Source organism: Alkalidesulfovibrio alkalitolerans DSM 16529 (assembly GCF_000422245.1).
In the GTDB taxonomy this organism is placed as follows: Bacteria; Desulfobacterota; Desulfovibrionia; order Desulfovibrionales; family Desulfovibrionaceae; genus Alkalidesulfovibrio; species Alkalidesulfovibrio alkalitolerans.
In genome coordinates, this window is the sequence record NZ_ATHI01000027.1 from 62,554 (window position 1) to 79,424 (window position 16,871).

General features: G+C 65.5%; 17 protein-coding genes. 8 read left to right on the forward strand and 9 right to left on the reverse strand.

Annotation, left to right across the window (positions count from 1 at the left end; all coding sequences use genetic code 11):
• Positions 1 to 126 precede the first annotated feature (126 nt).
• Positions 127 to 1,596 carry a DEAD/DEAH box helicase gene (locus tag DSAT_RS09880; RefSeq protein WP_020887369.1) on the forward strand — a complete coding sequence of 490 codons (1,470 nt, stop codon included), beginning with the start codon at positions 127 to 129 and terminating at the stop codon, positions 1,594 to 1,596.
• A gap of 103 nt (positions 1,597 to 1,699) precedes the next feature.
• Here the strand turns inward: DSAT_RS09880 and DSAT_RS09885 are convergent, their stop codons facing one another.
• Positions 1,700 to 2,377 carry a DUF1641 domain-containing protein gene (locus DSAT_RS09885; protein WP_020887370.1) on the reverse strand — a complete coding sequence of 226 codons (678 nt, stop codon included), beginning with the start codon at positions 2,375 to 2,377 and terminating at the stop codon, positions 1,700 to 1,702.
• A gap of 13 nt (positions 2,378 to 2,390) precedes the next feature.
• Positions 2,391 to 3,635: a type III sulfide quinone reductase, selenoprotein subtype gene (gene sqr / locus DSAT_RS09890; RefSeq protein ID WP_020887371.1), complete on the reverse strand. Its 1,245-nt coding sequence runs from the start codon at positions 3,633 to 3,635 to the stop codon at positions 2,391 to 2,393.
• A 307-nt stretch (positions 3,636 to 3,942) separates the two neighbouring features.
• Between sqr and DSAT_RS09895 the strand changes: the two genes are divergently transcribed.
• From DSAT_RS09895 to DSAT_RS09910, 4 genes are all read left to right on the forward strand, one after another.
• Positions 3,943 to 4,290 carry an ArsR/SmtB family transcription factor gene (locus DSAT_RS09895; protein WP_020887372.1) on the forward strand — a complete coding sequence of 116 codons (348 nt, stop codon included), beginning with the start codon at positions 3,943 to 3,945 and terminating at the stop codon, positions 4,288 to 4,290.
• A 44-nt stretch (positions 4,291 to 4,334) separates the two neighbouring features.
• Complete coding sequence (arsB, locus tag DSAT_RS09900) at positions 4,335 to 5,429, forward strand: ACR3 family arsenite efflux transporter (protein ID WP_020887373.1); 1,095 nt, start codon at positions 4,335 to 4,337, stop codon at positions 5,427 to 5,429.
• A 90-nt stretch (positions 5,430 to 5,519) separates the two neighbouring features.
• Positions 5,520 to 5,990 carry an arsenate reductase ArsC gene (locus DSAT_RS09905; RefSeq protein WP_020887374.1) on the forward strand — a complete coding sequence of 157 codons (471 nt, stop codon included), beginning with the start codon at positions 5,520 to 5,522 and terminating at the stop codon, positions 5,988 to 5,990.
• A gap of 36 nt (positions 5,991 to 6,026) precedes the next feature.
• Complete coding sequence (locus tag DSAT_RS09910) at positions 6,027 to 6,458, forward strand: arsenate reductase ArsC (protein WP_020887375.1); 432 nt, start codon at positions 6,027 to 6,029, stop codon at positions 6,456 to 6,458.
• A gap of 91 nt (positions 6,459 to 6,549) precedes the next feature.
• On the opposite strand, the gene DSAT_RS15780 is transcribed toward DSAT_RS09910, so the two are convergent.
• From DSAT_RS15780 to DSAT_RS09935, 5 genes are all read right to left on the reverse strand, one after another.
• Complete coding sequence (locus DSAT_RS15780) at positions 6,550 to 6,723, reverse strand: helix-turn-helix domain-containing protein (RefSeq protein ID WP_268870177.1); 174 nt, start codon at positions 6,721 to 6,723, stop codon at positions 6,550 to 6,552.
• A gap of 67 nt (positions 6,724 to 6,790) precedes the next feature.
• Positions 6,791 to 7,210, reverse strand: coding sequence for a type II toxin-antitoxin system HicB family antitoxin (locus tag DSAT_RS09920; RefSeq protein WP_020887377.1), 420 nt, complete (start codon positions 7,208 to 7,210; stop codon positions 6,791 to 6,793).
• Positions 7,211 to 7,218: 8 nt separating this feature from the next.
• Complete coding sequence (locus DSAT_RS09925; protein WP_020887378.1) at positions 7,219 to 7,407, reverse strand: type II toxin-antitoxin system HicA family toxin; 189 nt, start codon at positions 7,405 to 7,407, stop codon at positions 7,219 to 7,221.
• A gap of 61 nt (positions 7,408 to 7,468) precedes the next feature.
• Complete coding sequence (locus DSAT_RS09930) at positions 7,469 to 8,329, reverse strand: DUF2156 domain-containing protein (protein WP_020887379.1); 861 nt, start codon at positions 8,327 to 8,329, stop codon at positions 7,469 to 7,471.
• Positions 8,319 to 9,743, reverse strand: coding sequence for an MATE family efflux transporter (locus DSAT_RS09935; protein ID WP_020887380.1), 1,425 nt, complete (start codon positions 9,741 to 9,743; stop codon positions 8,319 to 8,321). Before DSAT_RS09935 ends, DSAT_RS09930 begins: the two co-directional genes overlap by 11 nt.
• A 417-nt stretch (positions 9,744 to 10,160) precedes the next feature.
• On the opposite strand from DSAT_RS09935, the gene DSAT_RS09940 reads away from it, so the two are divergent.
• Together DSAT_RS09940 and DSAT_RS09945 are read left to right on the forward strand one after the other, a co-directional pair.
• Positions 10,161 to 10,529: a winged helix-turn-helix domain-containing protein gene (locus DSAT_RS09940; protein ID WP_020887381.1), complete on the forward strand. Its 369-nt coding sequence runs from the start codon at positions 10,161 to 10,163 to the stop codon at positions 10,527 to 10,529.
• The gene (locus tag DSAT_RS09945; RefSeq protein WP_020887382.1) at positions 10,526 to 12,187 is read left to right on the forward strand and encodes an FmdE family protein; all 1,662 of its coding nucleotides are present in this window, start codon (positions 10,526 to 10,528) and stop codon (positions 12,185 to 12,187) included. Before DSAT_RS09940 ends, DSAT_RS09945 begins: the two co-directional genes overlap by 4 nt.
• A gap of 322 nt (positions 12,188 to 12,509) precedes the next feature.
• On the opposite strand, the gene DSAT_RS09950 is transcribed toward DSAT_RS09945, so the two are convergent.
• Complete coding sequence (locus DSAT_RS09950; protein ID WP_020887383.1) at positions 12,510 to 14,027, reverse strand: catalase; 1,518 nt, start codon at positions 14,025 to 14,027, stop codon at positions 12,510 to 12,512.
• A gap of 281 nt (positions 14,028 to 14,308) precedes the next feature.
• Complete coding sequence (locus DSAT_RS09955) at positions 14,309 to 14,797, reverse strand: Fur family transcriptional regulator (protein ID WP_020887384.1); 489 nt, start codon at positions 14,795 to 14,797, stop codon at positions 14,309 to 14,311.
• Positions 14,798 to 14,998: 201 nt separating this feature from the next.
• Between DSAT_RS09955 and DSAT_RS09960 the strand changes: the two genes are divergently transcribed.
• Positions 14,999 to 16,834, forward strand: coding sequence for an N-acetylmuramoyl-L-alanine amidase (locus DSAT_RS09960; RefSeq protein ID WP_328285316.1), 1,836 nt, complete (start codon positions 14,999 to 15,001; stop codon positions 16,832 to 16,834).
• Positions 16,835 to 16,871 lie beyond the last annotated feature (37 nt).

The window sequence follows — 16,871 nt, forward strand, 5'->3', positions numbered from 1 at the left end:
CGGCCGGACGCCAGCCAGACGCCGCGTTTCCACGAGCCCCGCCAGATACGCCCGCCGGACATGACCGGCGACGCGGCCAGGCATCACGCCCTGCCGCGGACCTCTCCCCGAACACAAGGATTTTTTGTGACTTTCGACTCTTTTGGTTTCGACCAGCGCATTTCTGCCGGCATCAAGCAGGCCGGCTACACCACACCCACGCCCATCCAGACCAAGGCCATGCCCGACGTGCTCGCGGGCCGCGACGTGCTCGGCCTGGCCCAGACCGGCACCGGCAAGACCGCGGCCTTCGCGCTGCCCATCCTGCAGCGCCTGCTGAAGGCCGAGGCCGCTCCGCGCGGCCCCGTGCGCGTGCTCGTGCTGGCCCCGACCCGCGAACTGGCCCTGCAGATCCACGAGACCTTCGTGGAACTCGGCCGCCAGACCGGCATCCGCAACGCGGCCGTGTTCGGCGGCGTGGGGCTTCAGCCCCAGATCAAGGCCCTGCGCCAGGCGACCGTGTGCGTGGCCTGCCCCGGACGGCTGCTCGACCTGTTGAACCAGGGCCAGGCCGATCTTTCGCGCGTGGACACCCTGGTGCTCGACGAGGCCGACCGCATGCTGGACATGGGCTTTCTGCCCGACATGAAGAAGATCATGGCCAAGCTCCCCAGGGAGCGGCAGAACCTGCTCTTCTCGGCCACCATGCCCCAGGAGATCCGCGGCCTGTCCGCCGAGCTCCTGCGCGACCCGGTCGTGGTCCAGGTGGCCAACACCGCGCCCGCATCTGGCATCAGCCACGCGCTGTACCCGGTGCCCTCGCACCAGAAGGCCGACTTCCTGGAGGCGCTCTTGCGCGCCACCGAGCACGAGTCCGTGCTCGTCTTCACGCGCACCAAGCACCGCGCCAAATCCCTGGCCCAGCGTCTGACGCGCCAGGGATTCTCCGCCACCTCGCTGCAGGGCAACCTCTCGCAGAGCCGCCGCCAGGAGGCCCTGGACGGCTTTCGCTGCGGTAAATACACGGTCATGGTGGCCACGGACATCGCGGCGCGCGGCATCGACTGCGCCCGCATCAGCCACGTCGTCAACTACGATCTGCCGGACACGGCCGAGACCTACACCCACCGCATCGGCCGCACCGGCCGCGCGGAGCGCACCGGCGAGGCCATGACCCTGGTCACGGACGAGGATCTGAAGGACGTGCGCGCCATTGAGCACGCCCTGCGCACGACGCTTGAGCGCCGCACCCTGGAAGGCTTCCCCTACGGCCAGGAGAAGCCCGCCGAGGCCGTGCGCGACGCGCGCGACCGCGACGACTTCGGCCGCAAGCCGCAGGCGCGCGGATTCGGACGTGGCAATGGCCGTGGCAACGGCCGCGGCAACGGGCAGGGCTCTGGCCGGAGCAACGGCCAGGGAGCCAAGCCCCAGGCCAAATCCCACGGCGGCGGCAAGCCCGCCCCGGCCAAGGCCGCGTCCGGCAACGGCGGATCGGCTGGCAAGCCCGCCTCGGGCCGCATCTTCATGGACGAGCCGAGCTTTCGCAATGAGCGTTCGGGCGAGGGCCGCGGAAGCGGCAATCGCGGCCGCCGTCCCGCTGGCGCTGGCGCCCGCTAGCCCAAAGGCATCGCCATGCGCGCGCCCCTCGCGCCGCGTGTCTTGAACTGATACATCCGCCCGGGCAGGCCTCGCGTCTGCCCGGTTTTTTTTCGAAAGCCAGCTACGGCGTCTTGGCCTCGCTTGCGGGCGCGGGCGCATCCGCGCCCAGGGCGCGCGTCAGCTCCAGCATCAGCCCAAGCCCCTTGCGCATGCCCGGATCGCTCATCGCGCCGAGCAAGGCCATGGGCCCGGCAGGCTTGACCGCACCAAGGTCCACCCGCGCGGGAGCCTCGGCCAGCCTAGCCACGAGCGCCTGGGCCTTGGGATCGGCGAAACTCCTGGCCAGCCCCATCATGTGCACCAGCCCGTCCCCGATTCTCTCCATGTCTTCCGGGCCGTAGGCTGCGGAGACCTTCTCCATGACGCCGATCAGGCTGTTCGCCACCGCGAAGACGCCGCGCTGCTCCAGTTCGTCCAGGCGCGCGATCCAGGCGGGCACGCTGTCGTGGATCAGCGGCTCCAAGTTTTCGGCAAAGGCGATCACGCTGCGCAACTGATCCAGGGCCTTGCTGAAGTTGCGCACGTTGCGCATGGACTTCTTGAGCAGGAAGAGGAGATCCTCCATCTGGAAGTCGCCCTCCACGTCGGCCAGTTCGATGATCAGGGCGCGCACCGCCTCCTCCACTCGCGGCGCCAGATCCTTCTTCAGGCTCTCCATGGAGCGCGCCGTGCCCACCAGGGGCGCAACCTCGGCGCGCAACGCCTCGACCGCATCGAGAATCCTTTGTTCCTCGGTCATCTCTCGGCCCTCCCTAGACCTTGCAGACCGCGCCTTGGCGCACCTTGCCCGCGAGGTTCATCTGGTTCTCCAGGGGCAGGTCCTTGCCGCGCATCATCAGTTCCCAGTAGACCCAGCGGAACATCATCTTGCCCCAGTGGTTGGCCAGGCTCTCGCGCAGCAGGCTGAACGGCCCCACGCCGGGGAAGGGGAACTTGCCCGCGAGCGGCTCCACCTCGTAGTTGAAGTCGAGCAGGATGGCCTTGCCGAAGCCCGACTCCAGGAAGCAGGTGGCGTGGCCGTCGAAGGTCGGCAGCGGCTCGTGGCCGTCGATCTCGCGCAAGAGGTTCTCGACCAGCGTGTAGGCCTGGTAGTGGGCCACGGAGCCCGCCTTGGAGGTGGGCACGTTGGTGGCGTCGCCGAGCACGAAGACGCGGTCGGCCTTCTCCGCCTTCAGGGTGTTCTTGTTGGTCAGCGCGTAGCCCATGGGATCGGCCAGGCCGGATTCGCCGATGCAGCTCTCGCCGAAGTTGGGCGGCACGCTGACCAGCATATCGTAGCCCACTGTGCGGCCGTCGTGCGACTCGATGGTCTTGTCCTTGGCGTTGACCCGCGCGATGCTGAAGTTCGGGGTCACGTTTATGCCCTTCTTCTCGGCGATCACGTCCAGGGCCTTGGAGGCGATGGGCTTGGTGAAGACGCCGCCAAGGGGTGTGACCAGTTCGAGTTCGACCTGCTTGCGCACGCCCGAGGTGGTGAAGAACCAGTCGGCCATGAACAGGAATTCCAGCGGCGCGATGGGGCACTTGAAGGGCAGTTCCGCGATGTTCAGCACCACCTTGCCGCAGGTGAAGTACTTGAGCGCCTTGCGCAGGCGCTCCGCCCCCTCCAGGGTGTAGAAGTTCTGGACGTCGGTCTGGAAGATCTCGGCCATGCCCTCCACCTCGTCGGGCTTGACCCGCGCGCCCGTGGCCACGACCAGCCAGTCGTACTCCCAGGACCCGCGCAGGCACTCGACGCGGCGGCTCTCCGTGTCCACGCGCACCACCTCGTCGAGCACGAACTCCACGCCCCTGGGGATGAACATCTTCTTGGGCTGGAGAATGTCCTCGCGCGAGTAGATGCCGAAGGGGATGAAGAGATAGCCCGGCTGGTAGTGGTGCTGCTCGTCGCGATCGATGATCACGATCTCCCACTCTTCTTCCGGCAACTGTCCCCGAAGCTGGTTGGCGACGATGGTGCCGCCGGCCCCCGACCCGATGATCACGATCCTTCGCATGTGCGCCTCCCGTGGCTTTTGAGCCCCAGGAGAGGAAAGGGTTCTGGGGCCTTAGCGTAGCGATAGCAGAACGGGAAACTTTGGCTACTCATTCGGTCGGTTAATTCGGCGAACGGACCTCGTGGTCCGGTGAACGGCGGCGATCTGTCCGGGGCCATGAAACGATTGAATTCCTGCTGGTTACACCGTCAAAAGGCGTGCGGCGGAGCGCGTTCGCGGGGGGCCGCGCCATGCCCGTGACCATTGCGACGCAAAAATTTCACGGGATCGACATTGACAAATCCGGATATGCGGATATGTTGCCAGCATGGAAAACGCCGCCACGCTCTTCAAGGCCCTGGCCGAGCCCATCCGCCTGCGCATCCTGGCCTTGCTGAAGGACGGGGAGCTGTGCGTCTGCGACTTGACCGAGACCCTGGCGCTGCCGCAATCCACGGTCTCGCGCCACCTGGCCGTGCTCAGGACGGCGGGCTGGATACGGGGCCGCAAGGGCGGCTCCTGGACCTACTACAGCCTGGCCCGCGAGCCTGGGGCGGCCGGGGCGGCGCTCCTCGATCCGCTGCTCGGGCTTCTCGCCGCCACGCCCGAGGCGGCGCGCGACCGCGAGGCCCTGGCCGAACGGCTGCGAGCCAAGGAAGACGGGCGCTGCGCCTGACAAGCCGCCGAAAATCGAATTTCGCTGAACGCCAAGGAGATGCGATGAACGCCGAACCGGCAGCCAAACAGCTTTCGTTCCTGGACCGCTTCCTGACCCTGTGGATATTCCTGGCCATGGGCCTGGGCGTGGCCGCGGGATATTTCCACCCGGGAGTGAAGGATCTCATCAATTCCTTCAACGTGGGCACGACCAACGTGCCCATCGCCATCGGCCTGATCCTGATGATGTATCCGCCCTTGGCCAAGGTGCGCTACGAGGAGCTTGGCCGCGTCTTTCGGAACTTCAGGGTGCTTTCGCTCTCCCTCGTGCAGAACTGGGTCATCGGCCCTGTGCTCATGTTCGGCCTGGCCATTACCTTCCTCTCGGGCCATCACGAATACATGGTCGGGCTGATCCTCATCGGCCTTGCGCGCTGCATCGCCATGGTCATCGTCTGGAACGACCTGGCCGGGGGCGACTGCGAGTACTGCGCCGGGCTCGTGGCCTTCAACTCGGTCTTCCAGGTGCTCTTCTTCTCGCTCTACGCGTGGCTGTTCCTGGGAATCCTGCCGGGGGTCTTCGGGCTTCAGGGGCTGGAGTTGGACATCTCCATGGGCCAGATCGCGGAGTCGGTCTTCATCTACCTTGGCATCCCCTTCCTGGCGGGCATGGCCTCGCGCTTCATCGGCCTGCGCACCAGGGGCAGGGAATGGTACGAGAAGGTCTTCATCCCGGCCATCAGCCCCTTCACGCTCGTCTTCCTGCTCTTCACCATCGTGGTCATGTTCTCCTTCAAGGGCGACCGCATCGTGACCCTGCCCTTCGACGTGCTGCTCATCGCAGTGCCGCTCCTGATCTACTTCGTGGCCATGTTCGTGGTCTCCTTCTTCCTCTCGCGCAAGGTGGGGGCCAACTACGAGCAGTCCACGACCCTTTCCTTCACTGCGGCTTCCAACAATTTCGAGCTGGCCATCGCCGTGGCCATCGCGGTCTTCGGCATCGACTCGGGAGTGGCCTTCGCCGCGGTCATCGGCCCGCTGGTGGAGGTGCCGGTGCTCATCGGCCTGGTGCACGTGGCCCTGTACTTCAGGCGGCGCTTCTTCCCCTTCGCGGTAGAGACGCCGGGCGGGGTCTGCCATGTCTCGTGCAAACCTTAGCAGATGCGGGATCCGCCCGCTTGCCGTCACCGGGCGGCAACATTGGCCAGCTAAAGTGGTCGGAATTTTCTCAAGGATGGAGGCCTTAACATGCAACGAGTCCTGTTCATCTGCACGCACAACAGCGCCCGCAGCCAAATGGCCGAGGCGTTCCTGAACAAGCTCGGGGGCGGGAAGTTCGAGGCCGAGAGTGCGGGGCTCGCGCCGACCCAGGTCAACCCCTACGTGGTCGAGGTCATGAAGGAAGAAGGCATCGACCTGTCGAACAAGGAGACGCACGCCGTGTTCGACAAGTTCCGCCAGGGCAAGTTATACCATTATGTGATCACGGTCTGCGCCGAGGCCGAGTCGCAGTGCCCGATTTTTCCGGGCGTGACACACCGGTTGCATCTACCCTTCCCGGACCCGGCCTCGTTCACCGGCAGCCGCGAGGAGATTCTGGCCCGCACGCGCGAGGTGCGCGACGCGGTGAAGAAGAAGGTGAGCGAGTTCGTCGCCTGGTGCAGGGACGACTGCGAAGGCCCCCTGGGCGACGCCTGGATAGGTTCGAAGCCTGCCTAGGCGCCAGGAAAACATGAAAGGATACGGGACGGTATCGTGAGCAAATTGCGCATCTTGTTTCTGTGTACGGGCAATTCCTGCCGCAGCCAGATGGCCGAGGGTTTTGCGCGTGCGTTGAAGCCGGGCGTGGTGGAGGCGTATTCGGCGGGCGTGGTCAAGCACGGCCTGAACCCGCTGGCGGTGAAGGTCATGGCCGAGGCAGGAGTGGACATCTCGGGCCAGGCCTCCAAGACGCTGGATGAACTGCCGCTGCGCGAATTTGACTGGATCGTGACCCTGTGCGGCCACGCGGCCGAGAACTGCCCCTATTTTCCGGGCCAGGCCAGACGTGCGCACCGGGGCTTCGACGACCCCCCTACCCTGGCCAAGGGCGCGGCCAGCGAGGAGGAGGCCTTGGTCCACTACCGCCGCGTGCGCGACGAGATCAGGGCCTTTGTCGAGGCCCTGCCGGACAGCCTGGAGGACTGAGGCAGCTCCTAGGGGCCCTCCGCACTTCCTGGTTTTTGAATCGTTCGCCGACCCGGTGCAGGTCACCGGCCTTTCCAGACGGCGGGTGAGGCTACAGGAACGCCTTGTAGGGCATGTCCAGCGCCTTGGCGAGACGTTTGGCCATCTCCTTGCCGATGGGACGCAGTCCACGCTCCATCTCGGAAATGTTCGTCACATGAACGCCGATGGCGACGGCAAGCCGGGCCTGGGTCATGCCCCGAAGTCCTCTCGCCCCACGCAGCACGGTCCCAGGCGTGGAATCGGGAAATACGTGGTGAGCGGGGATCCCGACCTTGACGACGGCAGCGGTGTTACTGCCTGACCTGAAAGTCAATTCGTTTTCCAAGGGCGCGGAAGGCGGCCTCGATCTGGTCCAGGCGCGAGGCGTGCCGCAGATCGAGCAGCCTGTCCACCTGCGGCCCGTGGGCCGAGAGCCTGCGGGCGAGATCGGCCTTTCGCGTCCCGGATTCCCGCATCGCCTGGTACAGCGCCGTCTTGAGGGCCGTGAGGGCCGGGAGAGCCGCCACGGGGCGGCCAGCAGGGGGCGAGGGCAGCGGGATTTCGTCCCTCATGGCGATCCTGGCCGCCAATGCCTCTTCGACGGCGGAAACGGCCCGCATCAACGCGTCCGCCTCGTCCTCGCCGAAGGTGACGACCTCGGGCAGGTCGGGGCAGGTGACGAGCAGCGTCCCGTTGTCGTCCGGGGTGAGTTCGATGGGGTAGGCCAACATGCGACCTCCTACTTCAAGCCAAGGTCTTTCTTGATCTTTTCGACAAGTCCCGTGCCCAACTCCTTGCCCTGCCCATGCATGGGCAACTGGGAACGGCGCTCGCCGAGCATGACGGTCAGGTGTCCGCTGCCGCCTTTGTGACTTTGAAAGGTGCAGCCCATCTTGCGCAGCCAGCGCTTGAACTCCTTGGCCGTCATGGATGCAACATAAGTGTTGTTCTGGCGGGCGTCAATGGGCAGGCTTGCGCCTTTGGCCGCGTCACCAGCGCACTTCGCACTTCTTCACGAAGTCGACCGGGTTGTACGAGAGCTTGGCCTTGCGCAGCCCCGCATCGCCAAGATCCTGTTCGCGGTTGACCAGCGAGAAGCCCAGCCCCTCGTGGGCCAAAAAGGCCTGGTTGATGGCCTGGTACGCGCCCTTGTAATCGGGGTGGCCCTTTTCGAAGTGGATGACCAGCGTGTCCGCGTCCAGGGCGTCGGCCACGGTATAGGCCACCATTTTCCCCTTCACACGGATGGCCCCGCCCATCAGGCTCGGCAGCCCGTCCCAGTGCGTGAGCACCCGCACGATGGCCTCGTTCTCCTGCACGAGCGTGCCGTCGGACTCGCAGTCCCGCCACATGCACCATGACTCCTGCAGGTTCAGCGCCTCTTCGATGCAGTCGGCCGTGAGCGGCGCGTACTCGCCGCCATACAGCTTGTTGAACTGGTTGAGCAGGTTCTTCTTCTTGTGGAAACGGTTGCCCGAAAGCTTGATCAGTTCGGGCACGGAATAGAGGTAATCCCAATGTTCGCGCGATTCGAGAACCTGTGCGTCCAGCGCGGGACCGAGTTCGCGGGCCAGGGCCTCGGGCACGCGGATGATGCGCGAAAGGGGGAACAGCTCGCGCGTCCAGGAGACGCCTTGCCACGGCCCCACCGGCGCCCACAGGGCGGGAAAGGGCGACTCCTGGCGGATCAGGCAGTGGCCGTGGGCGAAGGCCCAGCGCAGGCCGTAGACACCGGACCAGCCCCAGAGGTTGATGAAGCTGTAGTCTGCGGATTTCACGGGCGTGGCCGCGAGCAGGGCCTGGTATTCGTCCAGCCTGTCGCGGCGGATGGGCATGAATTCAAGGGCCATTTCGTTTCCTGCGTTTGACGAGCGCAAATCGGCTCCAATCCTTGCACGTGAAGATATAGAGGACGATCAGCGCCTGCAATGCCTGCGAAAGCAGCATGGCCAGCCACACGCCCTCGGCCCGCTCCATGAGCACGTGGCCGAGCAGCCAGGCCAGGGGCAGGCGCACGCCCCAGGAGACCGCGCCGAAGACCAGCAGGTTGTACAGCGTGGCCCCGGCCCCGGTCATCGCGCCCGCGAGCGTCATGGTCGTCAGGGTGAAGGGGATGGCCAGCAGGTTGTAGGCCAGATAGTCGATGGTCTGAATTTGTACGGCCGCGTCCGGGGCCACCAGCGCGGCCACCGGCTCGACCACGGCCCAAAGCCCCACGGCCAGGAGCGAGATCACGGCCACGGCCAGCCCGAGCAGGCGCAGGACGTAGGACTTGGCCAAGTCCGGCCTGCCCTGCCCCAGGTATTGCCCCACGAGGATTGAGGCGGTCATGTTGAAGGCGAAGCCGGGCAGGAAGAGGATCGACTCCACGCGAAGCCCGGCGCTCATGCCTGCCAGGGCGGCCACGCTCTCTTTGGGCAGGGAGGCCACGATGGCGAAGAGCACCAGATACGCGCCGTGCCACACGACCTGCATGAGCCCGCCGGGCCAGGCCACCCTGACGATGTAAGGCAGTGCGCGCCGGGCCCAGCGCCAGGGGGGGAACGAGCCGAGGGCGAGCAGGCCGTCGCGACGGAGCATCCACAGGTTCAGGGCCGCGCCCGCCGTGATCGAGCCGAACGTGGCCCAGGCCAGACCTTTGTAGCCCAGATCGGGAAATCCCCACATGCCAAGGCCCAGGCCGAAGTCGCCCACGGTGTTGACGATCATGACCAGGATCATGGCGTACAGCGGCTGCATGACCTTCTTCTGGGCCCGGAACAGGGCGTTGACCAGAATGAAGATGTAGTAGACCGGCAGGAGCAGCACGAAGATGTCGTAGTAGGTCTCCATGACCGGACGCACGGCGGGCGGAACCTGGAGAATGTCCAGTACCGGCCCCTTGAAGGGCAGGCAGACGAGCAGGATCAGCGCGCCCGAAAAAACGCCCGTGAGCAGCACCAGTCCCACGTAGCGCCTGACGCGGTGCATGAGCCCCGCGCCCATGGACTGCGCGACGGCGGCCACCGCGCCGTTGGCCACGGCCACGGCCACCACCAGGAAGAAGAAGAGCAGCGAGTTGACCATGCCCATGGCCGCCTGCACCTCGCTGCCGATGCGGCCCGCCACCAGCACGTCCACGAAGCCGATGCAGAAATGGAAGAGCATCATCAGCATCTGCGGCCAGGCCAGGCCCCAGATGTCGGCCAGCGCGCCTTTCGCGCCCGGCGCGGGCGCGGGCGTGGCCTGCGATGGGACGGTCTTTTTCCGGAGTGCTGCGGTCATGTGCGTTGTGTCTCGAAAGGTGAAATCCGGTCGCGTGTCCGGTGCGGGGAATCGCGGCAGTCCGTCCTATCCCAGCGTCTGCGGAAAAGCAAACCAGGCTGCGCGAAAGCCCATTCGCGGCTTTTTGTGCAGCCCGGCGGAAAAGGGGACCACGTTCGAACGAAGGCCGCCGCCGGACGGCTTCGCGTTTTGTGCGGGGCGCATGGGGACATGCCCGGTTTGGCGACGATTTTTCCCTTGCTGGTCTGGTCGTTCTGGGCTAAATCGTACCCAAATGGATATGCTAATTTTAGCAGATGTTAAGCGTAACAGATGTTATCTGAAACAGATGTTTGTTGAAACACAAGTCGCCCGTCAGGGCGGGGCGCGGCTTTGCGGAGGTCTCCCCTCCGCCCTCCGGCCGCGAGGGAGGTACGCATGACGTCGATGAAGGCCAGGCTTCGCCTGCGCATGTGGCTGGAGATGGACGGCGAGCAGGCCCTGGGCCTTGGCCGGGCCATCCTGCTGAGTGAAATCGAGCGGCAAGGCTCGCTGAACAAGGCGGCCAAGGCCCTTGGCATGTCGTATCGGGCGGCCTGGGGACGGCTGAAGAAGACCGAGGAGGTCATGGGCGTGTCCCTGGTGGCCGAGCAGGAAAAAGGGCGCGGTTTCACCCTCACGCCGCAGGCGCGCGAGCTCGTGGACACGTTCCAGGCCTGGTACGATGACGTGGAAACCTATGCCCTGAAGACGGCCACGGCCCGTTTTCCTTTCCCCGTAACCCCGTACGCGAGCGAGGAATCATGACCGCGCCCGACACCGCAGTGACCTTCATCGGCCCCTGGTCCTTCGAGGACTACGTGGAGGAATGCCGCAAGTTCCACAGCTACCCCGCGCCCGGCCTGATCCTTGGCGGCATCATGGTCCAGGCCTGCAAGCGTCGCATCCCCGAGGGCGTGCTCTTCGAGGCACTGGCCGAGACGTCGTCCTGTCTGCCCGACGCGGTGCAGTTGCTCACGCCCTGCACCGCGGGCAACGGCTGGCTTCGGGTTGTGGACCTGGGGCGCTACGCCGTGACGCTCTACAACAAGTACACGGGCGAGGGCGTGCGCGCCTCGGTTGACCCGGAAAAGCTCGACGCCTGGCCCGAGCTCAAGGGCTGGCTGATGAAGCTGAAGACCAAGAAAGAACAGGATTCCGACCGGCTGCGCGAGGAGATGCGGCTTGCGGGCGAATCCATCCTGGCCGTTGCCGAGGCGCAGGTGGAGCCCGCCTACGTGGGCAAGACCAGCAAGGGCGCCATCGCGGTCTGCCCCTTGTGCCGCGAGGCCTATCCCCGGCGGCACGGCGGCATCTGCCGGGGCTGCCAGGGTGAGGCTCCAACCAGGGCGGCCGGGGCGATCGCGAGAAACGAGGCCCAGGCAAAGCCGAACCTCACGGCCGTGCCCGTGGAAGAGGCCGTGGGCAAGACGGTTTTGCACGACATGACGCGCATCGAGCCGGGCGAGAGCAAGGGCGCGGAGTTCGTCAGCGGCCAGACCCTGACCGCGGGCGACGTCTGCCGCCTGCAGGCCATGGGCCGCATGCGCGTCTATCTCATGGAGGACAACGAGCCCGGCCACGACTGGGTGCACGAGGACGAGGCGGCCAAGGCCTTCGCCCACGGCCTCTCGGCCGACGGTTCGCTCGCGGCCAAGGGCCCGCCACGCGAGGGCAAGATCACCCTCGCGGCCACCCAGGACGGGCTACTCGTGGTGGATGAGGAGGCGCTGGAGCGCTTCAACCTCGTGCCCGGCGTCATGGCCGCAAGCCTGCACGGTTTCTCGCGCGTCACCGAGGGCCAGGCCGTGGCCGCCACGCGCGCCATTCCGCTCTATCTGCCGCGCGAGGACTTCCGCAAGGCCTGCGCCCTGCTCGACGCCGCGCCGCCGCTTCGCGTCGTGGCCGTCAAGCCGCCGCGCGCTGGGCTGCTCATTACCGGCACAGAGGTCTTCACCGGGGCCATCAAGGACCGCTTCGAGCCCATCCTGCGCGAGAAGATCGCGGGTTACGGTGGCAGCGTGGTCAAGACCGTGTTCGCGCCCGACGACGCGGCCCTGATCCGCGACGGCGCGCGCGCCCTGCTGGACGCGGGCGCGGACCTGGTCATCACCACGGCCGGGCTCTCCGTGGACCCCGACGACGTGACCCGCCAGGGGCTCATGGACGCCGGGGCCGAGGACATGCTTTACGGCATGCCGGTCATTCCCGGGGCCATGAGTCTCGTCGGCCGCATCGGTCCGGCCAGGCTTTTGGGCGTGCCCGCCTGCGCCCTGTACTTCAAGACCACGGCCCTGGACCTGCTCCTGCCGCGCTTGCTCTCGGGCCTGCCCATCACCCGCCGCGATCTGGCGCGCATGGGCCACGGCGGGCTTTGCCGCGACTGCCCGGAGTGCGCCTTCCCGCACTGCCCGTTCGGGAAGTAGGCGCACAGACCCTTCCTGCCACGAGAAAAGCCCGGCGCGGAGAATGATCCGCGCCGGGCTTTTCGGTTCGTCCCCAGAGCGCAAGATGCGCAATGCTCTCTTGCCCCGGAGAATCAGTACCTTTGGCGGCGAAGCCAAAGGAGCGCAGAGCTACATACGCTGTACTCCCGATCGATGGCTGCCCAAAGCTGCTGACAAACATCCCCCGCAGGCCGCTGAAAAGGCGTTGGACGCAAGGCGCGAGAGCCGGTCAAGACCGACGCGTATCAAAGAATACGCGAGGGTTTGACCGGCTCGAAGCAACGCCGCAGACGGCGCTTTTTCAGCGGCCTGCCGCCGTGGCAGTCTCGCGCTCCTCCTGACTCATGGCCGCGAGCTTCGCCACCTCGGCCGGATCAAGACCCAGGCCCTGGGCCACGCGGGTTCCGTACTCCTTGTCGGCCTTATAGAACAGCGCGCATTGGCGCAACTGGATGCGCTTTTGCGCGTTGCCCAAATGGTCAACGAGGTTGCCCACGAGGTTGTCGCGGTCCTTCTTGCTCATGACCTTGCGGTAGAGGTCGCCCGCCTGCACGAAATCGTCGTTGGGATGGGTGTAGGCGAAACGCCCGGCATGGTCGTGGACCGGGAATCCCGGCTCCTTGGCCGAGGCGTGGGGCGCGGGTCCGCCAAAGCTGTTGGGCCAGTAGTTGGGGCCGCTGCCCCCGCCGTCGTCCGTGCGCATGAAGCCGTCGCGCTGGTAGCTCATCTCGGGCGCGGCCTTGGGCTGGTTGACCGGGATGAGGTGGTAGTTGGGCCCCAGGCGGTGGATGTGCGTATCGTGGTAGGAGAAGACGCGCGCCTGCAGCATCTTGTCCGGCGAGATGGCGATGCCGGGCACCATGTTGCTGGGGCCGAACGCCGCCTGCTCGACCTCGGCGAAGTAGTTCACCGGATTCCGGTTCAGGACCAGCTTGCCCACGGTGATGGGCGGCACGTCGGCGTGCGGCCAGACCTTGGTGATGTCGAAGATGTCGAAGCGGTAGTCCAGGCCCTGCTCATAGGGCATGATCTGCATCTCCAGCGTCCAGGACGGATTCTCGCCCCGGGCAATGGCCTCGAAGAGGTCGCGCGTGGCGTGGTCCGGGTCCGAGCCCTTGAGCTTCTCCGCCTCCTGGCGGGTCAGGTTCTTGATCTTCTGGTCGGTCTTGAAGTGGTACTTGACCCAGAACTGTTCGCCCTTGGCGTTGTACCACTTGTAGGTGTGGCTGCTGTAGCCGTTCATGTGGCGATAGGTGGCCGGGGTGCCTCGATCGGAGAAGAGGATCGTCACCTGATGGATGGATTCCGGCGTCAGGGAGAGGAAATCCCAGAACATGTCCGGGTCCTTCAGGTTGGTGGCCGGGTTGCGCTTCTGGGTGTGGATGAAGTCCGGGAACTTGAGGGGATCGCGGATGAAGAAGACGGGCGTGTTGTTGCCCACGAAGTCGTAGTTGCCGTCCTCGGTGTAGAATTTGACCGCGAAGCCGCGCGGGTCGCGCTCGGCGTCGGCCGAGCCCTTCTCGCCGCCCACGGTGGAGAAGCGGGCGAAGACCTCGGTGCGCTTGCCGACCTTGGAGAGGAACTTGGCCTTGGTGTAGCGGGTCACGTCGGCCGTGACCTCGAAGTAGCCGCCCGCGCCCGCGCCCTTGGCGTGCACCACGCGTTCGGGGATGCGCTCGCGGTCGAAGTGGGCGAGCTTCTCCAGCAGGTGCGCGTCCTGCATCAGCACCGGGCCCCGATTGCCCGCGGTCATGCTGTTCTGGTCGTCGCCCACGGGGATGCCGAAGGCCGTGGTCAGGGGCTTCATTTTCTTGGCCATGGATTCCTCCTTGCTGTTTGCTGTTCCTTGGTCCGAACGTCCGGCGAAGCGCGCCGGGGTGCGCCGCGAGGCGCTCGATTTCCCCCGGATACCCCGGAGGGGATGGAGACTGTCTCATTCTGTACGGAGAATGATTCTCCATGGCAAGGGAAAATTTCTTTCGCGGACCGCCTGCGACGATTCGCAGGAAGCTGCTGGACCGAGCGGATCGAACGGCGTTTACGGGTCTGGGGATCGAGTCCGGTGCGCCAGGGAACTAACCCTGGGCCGGGGCTGGGGCGTCAGGATTGCTTGGCGCGACAGACCGGGCACAGCCCGTAGAAATCGAGCCGGTGCGAGGAGACGGCGAAGCCGGTGCGGCGGGAAAGCTCCTCGGCGAGATTGTCCAGGCCGGGCAGGTCCGGATCGACGATCGCACCGCAGGCGGTGCAGATCAGGTGCGGATGGGGATCGGGCCTGTGGCCGTCGTAGCGGTTGTCGCGGTCGCTGAACTGCAGTTCCAGCACCTCGCCCGCCTGCTTGAGCAGGGCAATGGTCTTATAGACCGTGGCCAGGCTCATGGAAGGGTGCTCGGGTTGCAGGCGGGCGTGGACCTGCTCGGCCGACGGGTGCCCTTCGCTGGCCGCGAGCACTTTGAGGATGGCCAGTCGCTGCGGCGTGAGCTTGTGTCCGGCGGCCTTGAGGCGCGCCGCCATGTCCGCTTGACGTTCTTCGAACGAGGAAAGTTTAGGCACCGTGTATTTCCATGAAGAATTCGGGTAGCTTTGCACCTATGCCCTCGGACAGACGGTGTCAATGCCGGTGCGGTGCAACGGTTTGTTGCGCCGGAAAGGGGAGACAAGGGAAGAATCGGCGGGAATTGGCGGAAAGCAAGGGTTTTTGACGATTTCGGCCTTGACCGGCCTTGGCTTGGGGCTTAAAGCTACGGTGGTCGAAAGATGTATTGTTCGACCCTGGCGACTGCAATGCGAATGCATGAACGACGCATAATCCCCCTGCTCTTGTGGCTCGCCCTGCTTTTTGCATGGGCTCCGGATGCTGTCGCCTCGAATCTGCAACGCCAATTCAACACCGCTTATTCCGAGTTCCACGCCCTGGCCAAAGACGCCAAGCGGGGGCAATTCCGCTCCCACTGGCTGGACGTGGAAAAGCGGTTCCTCGACATCTACAAGGCCAATACCAACGGCTCCCTCGCCCCCAAGGCCCTTTACTACCTGGGTCGAGTGCATGAGGAACTGGGACAGCGCTCCTTTCTCGCGGCAGACTTCGAGACGTCCTGCGACTACTACCAGCGCATGGCCACGCGTTTTCCGAAGCACCCCTGGGCCGACGACTGTCTGTATCGCCGGGCCGTGATCCAGCTTGAACGCCTCAAGCGGCCCGATCGCGCCTACGTGGATCTTCTGAACATCGAGCACAACCACAAGGACGGCGACATGTACGACAAGGCCGTGGCCTTGTTGCGCAAGATGGATGCCCAAAACGCCACCTCCGCGCCTGCCAGGGCCGCGCCAGCGCCTGCCGCCGTTGCTCCTTCGCCCTCCCTCGCTCCACCCGCCTCGTCCGCCCAGGCGCAGGCAGCCCAGTCGCAGACCCGCTCGCCCGGCCAACCCGCGCTGCTCAACCAAGTGCGCTACCACAGCACCGACGACTATACCCGCGTGGTCATCGACATGAGCGGCGAGGCCGGGTTCAAATGGCAGCTCCTGGAGGCGGACAAGAAGGGCGAACTGCCTACGCGCCTTTACGTGGACCTCATGAACACCGAACTGTCGAGCGAGGCCGCCCGGGACCAGACGGTCAAGGACGGTATCCTCAAGCAGATCCGCACCGGCCAGAACACACCCACCTCTGCGCGCGTGGTGCTCGATTTCAACGCCTTCAAGGACTACAAGGTCTTTCAGCTTCACGAGCCGTTCCGCGTGGTGGTGGACGTGTACGGTCCGGGCGCGCCCCAGGTCGTGGCGGCAAAACCCGCTCCCGCGCAACCGGCTCAGGCTGCGCCAAAGGCCGCACCCGTGCAAAAGAGCGCCGCACAAAAGAGCTCCACGGCCAAGAAGTCCGATTCCATGAAACCCGATGCGGCCCAGCGCCAACAGGCCAGCAGCCTCATCGAGCAACTCGGGCTGACCGTGAAGACCATCATGATCGACCCCGGCCACGGCGGAAAGGACGTGGGCGCGGCTGCCAACGGCCTCTACGAGAAAGACATCGTGCTGCGCGCGGCCAAGATCATCGGTGCGAAGCTCGAAGCCCGCGGTTTTCGCGTCCTCTATACCCGGACCACCGACGTCTTCATCCCGCTGGAGGAGCGCACGGCCATGGCCAACGTGCGCAAGGCAGATCTTTTTCTCTCCATCCACTGCAACGCCGTGGAAGACCCCGCCGCCAACGGACTCGAAGTCTACAGCCTGAACCTTGCCCGCACCCAGGACGCCGTGCGCGTGGCCGCGCGCGAGAACGCGGTTTCGGCCAAGCGCATCAGCGATCTGCAGATCATCCTCACCGACCTGATGCTCAACTCAAAGGTCAAGGAATCCAAGGATCTGGCCGGGCAGGTGCAAGGCAACATCCTCAAGAGCGTGCGCCCCAAGTACCCCCTGCGCGACCGCAAGCAGCGCGAGGCGCCGTTCTACGTCCTGATGGGCGCGAAAATGCCCGCCATCCTCATCGAGCTCGGCTATCTGACCAACCCCGAAGAGGCCAAGCGCCTGAGCAACCAGGAATATCTGGCACGCATGGCTGACGGCATCGTGAACGGGGTGGTGGCTTACAAGACTACCATCGAACGCTACGCCAGCCGCTGACAGGGCGCTGAAAAGGCGTCATCTGCGGCGTTGCCGC